Raw genomic sequence first — 12,577 nt, forward strand, 5'->3', positions numbered from 1 at the left:
CTTAATTCATCTCCTTCCTGATTATGCTATGAATTAGCGGGAAGAGCGACCCCTAAATCAACTTAAAATAGGCAAATTACATCTTCATGCTGGTAGAAATTTCATCCATTGATAACGCTCTGCTGATGTTATTATTTAATAGGTTAAGCAGTAACAACGTTTACATCAGGAAGGGGAAACCAATGTCTCCTGCTAAGTTTTATCAAAAATATATTAAAAATAATATGTTTACCAAAATGCTGCTGCTAATCTCCTTGATTGCGGTGGTTACCATCGTCACCTTATCTTTTCTCATGTATTACTTCTTGTTTCAATCGGCCGTGCGCAGCGAACTCGACATTCAGCGAAGAGCGGTTGAACGGGTGGAGCGGCAATTGAATCAAAAATTTGAGAATGAGCAGTCCTATGTAAATGACTTGTACCGCAACAGTTCTCTAGGGATTGACACTTCCTATTTCCTCATGAACTCGTTTGATGAGTACATGGCCAAGCGAATGGATCGGATCGCGGGCGGCGGGCAGTCCAATTCAGACAGTGTGGTTGCTTACTTCAAGCAAAGGCTGGACGACGACCCGGATATTGAGAATATCATGCTGTATAGTGCCGAGAAACAATATGTATATGTATACAAGCAGGGCAGCATGACAAGGCTCTATCAGGCGAATGCCACGCATTCGTACATTCCTGATGTGATGGCGATGGAGAGCCAGAGCGTCACGCTGCCGAATCTCTGGGTACGTAAGCTGGCTGGAGATGTGAATTTGCCGTTATTCTCGATCCGGAGCCCGATCAATGATATGACCACATACAAGAATTTGGGGCAGTTGGTTATTTTATACCGAACGGAAGCGTTGGATGCTGTCCTGAACAGCGGCGAAGATCCCCTGAAGGGATCCGTGCTGGTCTTGTCGGGTGACGGCCGTGTGATGTTTGATTCTTCGGGCAAATATTACGGGAAGAAGTATCCTTATGCCGACCGGCTGCTGAATTCCAAAGATACCGTGAACCTAGATGAGGAATCGTACATTACAACAGCGGCTCACAATCAGGCAGGGTATACGGTGGTCGGAATCACACCCAAACGTGAGATATCGGAGTCCTTCCATGGTTTGCAGAACACCATCATCATTGCGGCCCTGCTATGTATTGTCGTTGCGGTATTCATTCCTTCGCTGACAATCGTGAATTACTCCAAGCGCACCGATAACATTATCCGTTTTATGCGCAAGGTAGAGAAGGGGGAATTCGTTGCCCGGATGCAGGATACCAAGGAGGATCAGCTAGGGCAAATTGCGGGCAGCTTCAATGAGATGCTGGATGAGCTTTCCCGGTATATCGACAAGGTATATAAGGCAGAGATTAACCAGAAGAACGCGGAGCTGTCTGCACTGCAAGCGAGAATTAACCCGCATTTTTTATACAATACGCTTGAAGTGATTCGGATGAGAGCTCTTTCGCAGGGGGCTCAGGATGTCGGTGATATGATCTACAGCTTGTCGATGCTGTTCAAGAATATCGTTCAGCATAAGTCCCACTACACATTGAAGGATGAGCTGGAGGCGTGCAGGCTCTATCTGGAGCTGTTTCGAATTCGCTATAAGGACAAGTATATTTATAAAATGCACTGTGAGGAACAAATCAAACATGTGCCGATGATGAAAATGTCGCTGCAGCCACTGATTGAAAACTACATCGTTCATGGGCTGCGCAGCGACCAGGATGATAACTGGCTAACGGTTAACGCGTCGCAGCAGGATGATGATGTCGTAATCGAGATCAAGGATAACGGGAAAGGGATCGAGCCAGAGCAGCTTGAGGAGATCAAATCCCGGCTGGAAATGGCCGAGTCGAGTGAAGAATCATTTGGTCTGCGGAGTGTGAATGAGCGATTAAAGCTGACGTTTGGAAGTTCGTACGGAATGGACATCCAGAGTGAGCCGGGCAGCGGTACAACGGTGACAGTCAAATTTCCGGTGGCAGAAGGGAAGCTGAATAACGATGTATAAAGTGTTTATCGTGGACGATGAGCCATTTATTATAGAAGGATTGGTTGACGTCGTGGATTGGTCGAAGTATGGCATTGAGGTGGTGGGGCATGCGGAGAATGGTCGTCAGGCGCTGGAGAAGATGGCGGTCATTCCGGTTGATATTCTCATTACGGATATCTCGATGCCTGTCATGACGGGACTTGAATTGATTGAAGGCGCACGAAAATTGAACCGCAATTTGAAGGTAATCATCCTGAGCGGCTTCGACGATTTTGCCTATTTGAAGGAAGGCATGCGTCTGGGGATCGAGAATTATTTGCTCAAGCCGATCAATCTGAAGGAATTGGAAGAAACGATTGCCAGCACAACGGATAAAATGAACAAATCCAGAAGAGAGATGAGACTGGACGAGTACGACATTAACGTATTGCGGAGCAATATCCTGTACCGCTGGATCACGGACCGGATTGAGCCGGAGGAACTGGAGGAGCGCACGACCCTTCTGGGGCTGAATCTGAATTTGCCGTATGTCATGGCGTCTATCCTGAGAGCGGATTTCACGCCGCTGGAGAATAGCCTGTATCAATTAATGGATCAGGAGCCGGGTGTCCTGTATTTCCGAGACAACGACGGCGATCACGTGGTGATTTTTATGATGAAAGATCCGGACACGGAAAAAGCGAGAGCCATTCGGCTGCTGCAGCAGGTGCGCGAGCAATGCTATGAAGAGGAGCTGTCCATCTCGCTTGGCAGCGTGGAAAGTCTCGGCGGAAATTATAAGAACAGTTATCTTCATGCCAAGGAGGCGCAGGAATACTATCTTGTTCTGGAGCAGCCCTCCTACGTGGATTATGTTGATGTTCAAGCAAAGAAGGGGGAAGCGGCGGAATCCTATTCCGTGCAGTGGCCCGAGTATGCCAAAGGCATCGCCGGTAGGGACAAGCAGGTGCTGTTTGATTTGATCGATAGTGATTTTGATCGCCTTCGCCATACGCAGGGGATGATCCCGACGACACTCAAGAGCATCGCGGTCGAGATGGTCATTCGCCTGAAACTGGAGCTGAACGATATCCAATACACGGCTGCCCCTGATTTTGTGAAAAATACGATTACGGACATTATGGATTCCGTGTCGATCGACGATCTGATTACGGCTGTGAAGGATGGGGTAGGCGGGCTGGTTGATTCGCTCAACAATGATGTGAAGAGCCCTGTCATCCAGCAGATTCTGCATCATATCCAGCACCATTATAATGAGGATTTGTCGCTGAAGGTGTTGGGCGCTCAGTATCATATTCATCCCGTCTATCTGGGGCATCTGTTCCATAAAGAGACGGGAGAGAATTTTACGGAGTATATTAACCGGTACCGGATTGAAAGAGCGAAGGAGTTGCTCCGAAACTCTTCAACGAAAGTACAAGATATCGCAAAAAATGTAGGTTATTGGGAAACCGGTTATTTCTATAAACAGTTCAAAAAATTTGTCGGCGTATCGCCGAGGGATTTCCGAGGAATGCTCTGATTGATTTAATCAGAGTTTTTTTCTTTATTTTCACCATAATACCTTTAATTTTTCGCCTATGTGAAACTGCTTTCATGGGATAATCTTATAAGTGTAGAGACACAAGGATTCAAAAGGGAGGATAAACATGAGTAAATCGAAAAAGAAATGGCTCCTGCCCCTAACGCTTTTATTGTCCGCATCCATGCTGTTGTCGGCATGCGGGGGCAACAAAGAGAGTGCAGGAAACGGCGGGGGAACTGCCGAGAAACCGGTTGAGCTGATCTGGTACACCATCGGAACACCTCAAAAGGATGTTGACAAGGTTGAGGAAGAAATCAATAAATACACTGCTGAGAAGATTGGTGTAACCGTTGACATGAAAATGATCGACTTCGGTGATTACAACCAGAAGATGCAAGTAATGGCAGCTTCCGGCGAACCGATGGATATCTTGTTCACAAGCTCATGGGCGTTTGACTATGTGCAAAATGCACGTAAAGGCGCATTCATGGAAATGGACGAGCTGATTGAAAGTCATGGACAAGGCATTAAAGACGCGATTGACCCTGCGTTCCTGGAAGGTTCCAAGGTTGATGGTCACAACTATGCGATTCCGGCAAACAAAGAGCTTCCTGCTCAAGAAGCATGGCGCTTTAATAAAACATTGCTTGATAAGTACAATCTCGATATTTCGAACGTGAAATCGATGGAAAGCTTGGAGCCACTGCTGAAAACGATCAAGGAAAAAGAACCGAACGTCGTTCCTTTGGCACTGAGCAAAGACTTCGGTCCATTGCTTCCGTTTGACTACATCATCGAAAAAATGCCAATGGCCGTTTACCTGGATGACAAGGAAGATCTGAAAGTTGTGAACTTCCTCGAAATGCCAGAAACAATGGACATGCTTAAATTGATGAACAAGTACTACAAAGCGGGATACATTTCCCCAGAAGCAGCTACAACAACTTCGACGCAAGATCTGATGACTTCCGGCAACTGGTTCGCAGACCGTGCGGCAACGCAGCCATTCGCAGATAATCTGTGGAGCCAAAGCTACGGCTATCCGGTAGTGTCCACTCCGGCTGGCGATGCAACGATCTTCAACTGGTCGGTAATGGGTTCGATGCAAGCGATTTCCGCTAACTCGAAATACCCTGAGAAAGCCATGGAGTTCCTGAACCTGCTGAACACAGACGTATATCTTCGTAACCTGGTTGACTCCGGTATCGAAGGCGTACACTACAAAAAGCTTAGCGAGAACGTAATGGAAAACTTGCCAGAATCGAAAAACTACGACATGCCTACCTTCGCGCTTGGTAATGTCATGCTGACTTACTTGAATCCTGAGGATCCTGAGAACAAATGGGAAGAGTTCAAGAAGTTTAACGAGTCCGGCCAGGCTGCTCCGCTTCTCGGTTTCAACTTTGATCCAACCAAAGTATCCACAGAGCTCGCAGCAGTCAACAACGTAAAAGAAGAGTTCTGGGCGCCGCTGATGACAGGTACCGTAAATCCTGAAGAGTTCCTGCCAAAAGCGAATCAAAAGCTGAAAGCCGCTGGTCTGGACAAGATCATCGCTGAAGCACAAAGCCAAATTGATGCTTGGAAAGCAAGCAAGTAATAACAATGCATGAAGCGGTCTTTCTTGTCCCAAGGACAGCAAAAACCGCTGCAGTATGAACAAGGACGGGGCGGCGGATGTTCACCGCCCTTCTTTTGTTCATTCATGCACATCACGAGGAGGGGTAAGCGTGAGAGCGATCGGACAGTTTTTCAAAAATATTATGACGAATAAGGCCATGCTGTTCATGGTTTTGCCGGGGACCCTATGGTTTCTCTTATTCTCATATTTGCCCATGTTCGGGACCATTATTGCATTTAAGGAATACCGCTTTAGCCGGGACGGCTTCTGGGCAAGTATCGTTAATAGTGAATGGGTAGGATTCCAAAACTTTAAATTCCTGTTCAGTACCAACGATGCTTACATCATTACGCGCAACACCGTACTTTATAATTTCGTGTTCATCATTTTGGGTCTCATTCTATCCGTAGTACTGGCTATCGTGTTGTCCGAAATTGTGAATAAGAAATTGGCGAAAGTCTATCAAACGGGTATGTTTCTGCCGTACTTCTTGTCTTGGGTTATTGTAGGTTATTTTGCATTCAGTTTCCTGAGCATGGATAAAGGGATGTTGAATCAAATCCTGGGATGGTTTGGCATGGAGCCGGTTCAATGGTATTCCGAAGCCAAGTATTGGCCGATATTCCTGACGTTAATCAGTTTGTGGAAATCCGTTGGTTATAACAGTGTCGTTTATCTGGCGGCGATTATGGGGATCGACAAATCCTTGTACGAAGCGGCGATGATTGACGGCGCGAACAAATGGCAGCAGATTAAAGCCATCACGCTTCCGATGCTGAAACCGCTGATGACCATTTTGACTCTTCTTGCGATCGGTAAAATCTTCTACGCTGACTTTGGTCTCTTCTATCAAGTGCCAAGGGATTCGGGAACCTTGTATTCCGTAACGAATGTTATCGATACCTATGTATATCGTGGTCTGAAGACAACAGGCGAGATCGGAATGAGTACTGCTGCGGGTCTGTACCAGTCGGTAGTCGGATTTATTCTCGTTATGGTATCGAACTATATCGTTCGTAAATATGACAAGGATAATGCATTGTTCTAATCGATCAATCTACCAAGAAGGGGGTATGTGACGTGTTCAAATCTAAAAGCAAGATGAAAGATTTCCATCAGCTTTCATCCGGGTGGAATGTCGTGTTCAACCTGATTGCCGGTATTTTCTCGTTCCTGTGTGTATTTCCGTTTTTGTTCGTCATGATCATTTCATTTACGGATGAAGGCGCCCTTGCCCGCAACGGATATCAAATCTGGCCGGAAAAATGGAGTCTGGAAGCCTATAAATATGTATTCCAAACGGGCGATACACTCCTTCGTTCCTATGGCGTTACGATCTTTGTAACGGTAGTGGGGACGTTGATCAGCTTGTTTATTATCTCGTTGTATGCTTATGCCATCTCTCGTAAAGGATTCAGATATCGGAACTTCTTCGCGTTCTTTGCGTTTTTCACGATGCTGTTTAACGGGGGTCTGGTACCGACTTATATCGTTGCAACACAATTGCTCGGTCTGAAAGATTCCATCTGGGCTTTGATCCTGCCATTGGCACTCAACGCCTTCTATATTATGATACTTCGTACGTTCTACAGCACCAGCGTTCCGGATGCCATCATTGAATCCGGTAAAATCGACGGTGCGAGCGAGTTTAAAATTTTCTACAAGCTGGTATTGCCTCTATCCTTGCCGGGTCTGGCAACCATCGGGTTGTTCAGCACCTTGGGTTATTGGAATGACTGGTTTAACGCATTGCTCTACATTGATGATCCGAACCTGGTTCCACTGCAATCCATGCTCATGCGGATTGAGACCAGCATGCAGTTCATCTTGCAGAACTCTCAGAATTCATCCCTTAGCATGGCCGCTCTGCAGAGCATGCCGCAGGATACTTCGCGGATGGCGATGGTCGTTCTGGCAACCGGACCGATTATTCTGGCCTATCCGTTCTTCCAGCGCTATTTCATTCAAGGTCTGACCATCGGCGCGGTTAAAGAATAAATTCTTCATGTACCGGAGGGTATGAGATGACTTATAAAGATTCCAGTAAACCCATTACGGAAAGAGTGGAACATCTTCTTGGCCTGATGAACCTGAAGGAAAAGGTTGGGCAGCTGATTCAGCCGTTCGGCTGGAAGACCTATGAAGTGAATAAAGGTCGGATTACATTAACGGATTCATTTAAAGAGCAAGTGAAAAATGGCGGCGTCGGATCCCTTTACGGGACCCTGCGCGCCGATCCATGGACCGGTGTAACACTTGAGACCGGTCTTTCTCCGCGTGAAGGAGCAGAAGCCGTCAATCACATCCAGCGGTACGCCATTGAGGAATCACGTCTGGGTATTCCGATTCTGATCGGGGAGGAATGCTCGCATGGGCACATGGCCATCGGCGGCACGGTTTTCCCGGTCCCGCTGTCCATTGGAAGCACATGGAACGTGGATTTGTACCGGGATATGTGCCGTGCCGTGGCGCTCGAAACGCGCAGCCAAGGCGGTGCCGTCACCTATTCCCCGGTCCTCGACGTCGTGCGCGATCCAAGATGGGGCCGTACCGAGGAATGCTTCGGCGAAGATCCATACCTGATCAGCGAATATGCGGTCGCATCGGTTGAAGGCCTTCAAGGCGATTCATTGGACAGCCCGAACAGTGTTGCTGCGACATTGAAGCATTTTGTGGGTTATGGGAGTTCCGAAGGCGGGAGAAATGCGGGTCCCGTGCATATGGGAACACGTGAATTGATGGAAGTGGATATGCTGCCTTTCAAGAAAGCCGTGGAGGCAGGAGCTGCATCCATTATGCCGGCCTATAATGAAATTGACGGTGTGCCTTGCACCGTTAATACCGAGCTCCTTGACGGCATTCTCCGCAAGGAGTGGGGTTTTGACGGCATGGTAATTACCGACTGCGGTGCCATCGATATGCTGGCCAGCGGCCATGATACTGCTGAAGACGGAATGGATGCCGCTGTTGAGGCGCTTCGTGCCGGTATCGATATGGAGATGTCAGGCGAGATGTTCGGCAAGCATCTCCTGAACGCGATCGAGTTAAACAAGCTTGAGGTTGCCGTACTGGATGAGGCCGTTCGCCGAATATTGACCTTGAAGTTCAAGCTCGGATTATTCGAGAAGCCTTACGTGGATCCGCAGGTAGCGGAGGAAGTTATCGGCAGCCAGCAGCATGTCGAACTTGCCAGACAGCTTGCGGCGGAAGGCATCGTCCTGCTCAAGAATGAAGGCCAGGCGCTGCCGTTATCCAACGAAAGCGGCGTGATTGCCGTCATTGGACCTAACGCAGATAAAGGATACAATCAGCTTGGAGATTATACGTCTCCGCAGCCGCCGGCAAGCGTGACCACCGTACTGGGTGGAATCCGCGCGAAACTGGAGGATGAAGCTGAACGTGTATTATATGCACCGGGCTGCCGCATTAAGGATGACTCCAGGGAAGGCTTTGAATTCGCACTAGCTTGTGCGGATCAGGCCGATACCGTGGTCATGGTACTGGGTGGTTCCAGCGCACGCGACTTTGGCGAAGGCACGATCGATTTGCGAACAGGAGCATCGAAGGTCACGGACGACGCTTTAAGTGACATGGATTGCGGTGAAGGCATCGACCGGATGACGCTGCAGTTATCCGGCGTTCAATTGGAATTGGCTCAGGAGATTCATAAGCTTGGCAAGCGGATGATCGTTGTGTATATCAACGGTCGGCCCATTGCGGAGCCGTGGATCGACGAGCATGCGGATGCCATCTTGGAAGCATGGTATCCGGGCCAGGAGGGCGGCCATGCGGTAGCGGACATTTTGTTCGGCGATGTGAATCCGTCCGGTAAACTGACGATGTCGATACCGAAGCATGTCGGACAGCTTCCGGTTTACTATAACGGCAAGCGGTCGCGCGGTAAGCGTTACCTCGAAGAGGATTCCCAGCCGCGTTATCCGTTCGGATACGGGCTCAGCTATACCGAGTTCAGTTATTCGGATATTCAAATTACCCCGGAAGTGATTAGAACGGGAGAAACGGCTGTTGTCTCCGTGAATGTTACAAACAGTGGCGACAGGGAAGGATCCGAGGTTGTACAATTGTATGTGAGCGATGTGGCCAGCAAATATACGAGACCGGCCCGTGAGCTGAAGGGCTTCCGCAAAATCTCTCTGCAGCCTGGAGAGCGGAGCAAGGTGGAATTTACCATCGGTACGGAACAGCTTCAATATATCGGTCAAAATTACAAGCAAGTGGTTGAACCTGGCTTGTTCCGTATCATGGTTGGCAGACATGTGAACGATACGCTGAGTGCAGATCTGACTGTACAGGAGGGTTAAGGAATGGAACGCATTCGACGTTTTATACGCGAACTTTCGGAGCGGCAGTGGCTCGAGTCAGTAGAGCTTGGAGAGTGGAACATTACCCGAACTACGTACATGGTTCCGGGCGTGTATGAAGATAAAGCCCCTTATACGGAAGGACAAGACTTCAACCGATTCCCGAGCACACAGGGGACAACCTATTTCTTTCGGAGGAACCTTGAATGGCCCACACACTGGGTGGACGGAGCGATCGGACTTGTGTTCCACTCCGGGGGCGAGGGCTTACTGCGCATAAACGGAGTATCTTATCAGGGTTTGGATCGTAATCATACCTTCGTCAAGCTTGATCCGAAACGCACCGGCTTGAATATGGAGCTTGAGATCGAGTTATACGATCCAATTCCGGAGCCGGTGGACCCGCTGAATCAGCAGGCTGTCATTCAGCCTCCGATTACTAAGGTGCAAAGCTTGCTTGTCAAGGTGAACGTGTCCGTTCAGAGCCTGATGTACACCGCGACCGTGATTCGGGATTCACTTATCCTGTTGCCGGATAGCGATATGCGGCGCATCCGCTTAATGGAGGCGCTGTATCAGGCGATGGACCGCTTAGTCAGCCTGGATGACGCCGCCATCCGGGACGGCGCTCAGGTAACCGGGATTGAGCATGATCTGAAACGGAGCGTTACTGCCATTGGCGGCCATGCTGAAGGCATGGAGCATATGGTGGGTCAATCGCATATTGACATCGCTTGGCTGTGGCCCGTCCGGGAAACCGTACGTAAAACAAGCCGGACCTTCTCCACCATGGATGCGCTGATGAATGAATATCCCGAATTTAAGTACGCGCAGAGCCAGCCTTTGCTATACCAATTCCTGAAGGATCATGATCCTGAGTTGTACGAGAGAGTGAAGGCTAGAATCAAGGAAGGACGCTGGGAGCTTGTCGGCGGGATGTGGGTCGAACCGGACCTGAACATTCCGAGCGGGGAGTCCCTCATGCGTCAATTGCTATACGGGCAAGGCTTCTATCAAGAAGAGTTTGGCCAGACATCTCATATTGAATGGCTGCCGGATACATTCGGATATTGTGCATCGCTGCCTCAGATCTTGAAGCATGGCGGCATTCGTTATTTCATGACAACTAAGCTTGGCTGGAACGATACGAATGTGTTTCCTTATGACCTGTTCCATTGGGTTGGGATCGATGGAACACCGATGTTATCCTATCTCAATCATGGCGTGAACGAGAACACGCTGCCCAAAGATGTTCACGAGCATTGGCAGTCATACCGCCAAAGAGCCGTTCATCCGGAGCAGATGCTGCTGTATGGACACGGTGACGGCGGAGGCGGCGTAACCCGCGAAATGTTGGAATATATCGACCGTGCCGAGCTTATGGTCGGTCAACCGGCCAGCGAGTATAGCACAGCTGCCGAGTTTTTCGGCGGGATTGAGGATGCACAGCCGAAGCTGCCTCAGTGGCGCGGGGATTTGTACCTCGAGCTTCATCGCGGCACCTATACAACGCATGCGCGGAACAAGCGTCATAACCGGAAAGCGGAAATCCTGTACCGCGAGGCGGAGCTATGGAACTCGGTGGCATTTCCGTCGATGGACAATGAGCAGCGGCAGGCGATAATGAGCGAGCTGCATGACGGCTGGAAGTTGATTTTGCTGAATCAATTTCATGATATTATCCCGGGCTCTGCCATTACGGAGTCTTACGTTACTTCTGAGAAGGAATACGCAGAGGTGTTCCAAAAAGGAAATCAAAGCCTCCGTCTTGGGCTTCAGGTATTGGCGGATCAGGCCGATACAGAAGGGGAAGGTATTCCGTATGTCGTCTTTAACGGACTTGGATGGAGCAGAGAAGCCGTCATTTCGATTGAAGGAGAGCAGGGCTTTGCGCCGTATGATTCGGATGGAGCGCTGCTGCAGTACGATGCCCAAACAGAAGGAAACAGTAAAACCTCTCACCGCTTGAATGTTCATGTTCAAGGCATCCCGTCTTTGGGATACAAGACCATTTGGTTGAAGCCTTTGGCAGGAAACAAGGCGGTAGCGGAGAATTCTACTACAGTGTTCGCAGATTCCTGGGAAACGGATTATTATAAGGTCAGCTTTAATGAGCGCGGGGAAATCACGAGCCTGTGGGATAAAGAGGCTCATCGGGAAGTGGTTAAGCCGGGCGAAGCCGCAAACCGCTTCCACTTCTTCCATGACCGTCCAACACTGTGGGACGCATGGGACATCGATACCCGTTACGAGGAGCAATTAGCCGGAGAGGCGGAGCTGATCGAGAAGAAGCTCGTGCAAGCGGGTGAGGTGCAGGATGTGCTGCGTTTCCGCTGGCGTATCCATAACTCGGAGATTATGCAGGACATGATTTTTTATCATCATGACCGGCGGATCGACTTCAAGACGCAAGTCAGCTGGAACGAATCACACAAACTGCTGAAAGTCGGCTTCCCAATCGGGGTCGTTGCCGATAAGGCTACGTATGAGATTCCGTTCGGAACCATCGAGAGACCGACCCATCGTAATACAAGCTGGGAACAGGCGCAATATGAAGTCTGTGGCCACCGTTTCGCGGATGTGTCGGAGCATGGATACGGCGTCAGCCTCATCAACGACTGCAAGTACGGGTATGACATTCAGGACAGCACGATCCGGTTATCCCTGCTGCGCGCACCGAAATGGCCCGATGCCACGGCAGACTTGGGTGAGCATGAGTTCACGTATTCCTTATACCCGCATAACGGAGACTGGAGAAGTGCCGGAATCGTCCGTAAAGCTGCCGAGCTCAATCATGAGCTTCCTTGCGTAAGAACAAGTTCGAATCAGGGTACTCGGCCTGCTGTTCATTCATTTATTCCGTTCGAGAGCCATCATGTAATCCTGGATACGGTCAAACCCGCAGAAGACGGTTCAGGGTATATCCTTCGGATGTACGAATCTGCGGGAGGCAGAGATAATGCAGCACTGAGCTGGCCTTATCCTTATGAAAGCGTCCATTTATCCAACGCCTTGGAAGAAGAACTCGAACAACTGGATACCGCAGAAGGAAGGTTAACCCTTCGATTCATGCCGTATGAGATCAAAACCATCAAATTGACTACACATCATACTTAACTAA

Annotated in this window: 7 protein-coding genes; all 7 read left to right on the forward strand. The window is 49.2% G+C overall.

The window, feature by feature from the left end; translation table 11 throughout:
• The first annotated feature begins 182 nt into the window (after nt 1-182).
• Nucleotides 183-2,006, forward strand: a complete 1,824-nt coding sequence (locus tag ACOZB4_RS13585) for a cache domain-containing sensor histidine kinase (protein WP_379406516.1) — start codon at nt 183-185, stop codon at nt 2,004-2,006.
• Nucleotides 1,999-3,510: a response regulator transcription factor gene (locus ACOZB4_RS13590; protein WP_379406515.1), complete on the forward strand. Its 1,512-nt coding sequence runs from the start codon at nt 1,999-2,001 to the stop codon at nt 3,508-3,510. The genes ACOZB4_RS13585 and ACOZB4_RS13590 overlap by 8 nt, the downstream gene beginning before the upstream one ends.
• 127 nt (nt 3,511-3,637) lie before the next feature.
• On the forward strand, nt 3,638-5,113 hold the full coding sequence (locus ACOZB4_RS13595) for an ABC transporter substrate-binding protein (protein WP_215164052.1): 1,476 nt from the start codon (nt 3,638-3,640) through the stop codon (nt 5,111-5,113).
• 139 nt (nt 5,114-5,252) lie between these two features.
• Nucleotides 5,253-6,182, forward strand: a complete 930-nt coding sequence (locus tag ACOZB4_RS13600) for an ABC transporter permease (protein ID WP_179090580.1) — start codon at nt 5,253-5,255, stop codon at nt 6,180-6,182.
• A 53-nt stretch (nt 6,183-6,235) separates the two neighbouring features.
• Nucleotides 6,236-7,132, forward strand: a complete 897-nt coding sequence (locus ACOZB4_RS13605; RefSeq protein ID WP_076321299.1) for a carbohydrate ABC transporter permease — start codon at nt 6,236-6,238, stop codon at nt 7,130-7,132.
• A 26-nt stretch (nt 7,133-7,158) separates the two neighbouring features.
• Nucleotides 7,159-9,456: a glycoside hydrolase family 3 N-terminal domain-containing protein gene (locus ACOZB4_RS13610; RefSeq protein WP_379406514.1), complete on the forward strand. Its 2,298-nt coding sequence runs from the start codon at nt 7,159-7,161 to the stop codon at nt 9,454-9,456.
• A gap of 3 nt (nt 9,457-9,459) precedes the next feature.
• Nucleotides 9,460-12,573: an alpha-mannosidase gene (locus tag ACOZB4_RS13615; RefSeq protein WP_379406513.1), complete on the forward strand. Its 3,114-nt coding sequence runs from the start codon at nt 9,460-9,462 to the stop codon at nt 12,571-12,573.
• The last annotated feature ends 4 nt before the right edge of the window (nt 12,574-12,577 follow it).

It is taken from the genome of Paenibacillus sp. NPDC058898 (assembly GCF_049316025.1).
In the GTDB taxonomy this organism is placed as follows: Bacteria; Bacillota; Bacilli; order Paenibacillales; family Paenibacillaceae; genus Paenibacillus_AQ.

Coding starts and splice junctions, on each gene's coding strand:
- ACOZB4_RS13585 (WP_379406516.1), top strand. CDS start 183: ATGTCTCCTGCTAAGTTTTATCAAAAATATATTAAAAATAATATGTTT.
- ACOZB4_RS13590 (WP_379406515.1), top strand. CDS start 1,999: ATGTATAAAGTGTTTATCGTGGACGATGAGCCATTTATTATAGAAGGA.
- ACOZB4_RS13595 (WP_215164052.1), top strand. CDS start 3,638: ATGAGTAAATCGAAAAAGAAATGGCTCCTGCCCCTAACGCTTTTATTG.
- ACOZB4_RS13605 (WP_076321299.1), top strand. CDS start 6,236: ATGAAAGATTTCCATCAGCTTTCATCCGGGTGGAATGTCGTGTTCAAC.
- ACOZB4_RS13610 (WP_379406514.1), top strand. CDS start 7,159: ATGACTTATAAAGATTCCAGTAAACCCATTACGGAAAGAGTGGAACAT.
- ACOZB4_RS13615 (WP_379406513.1), top strand. CDS start 9,460: ATGGAACGCATTCGACGTTTTATACGCGAACTTTCGGAGCGGCAGTGG.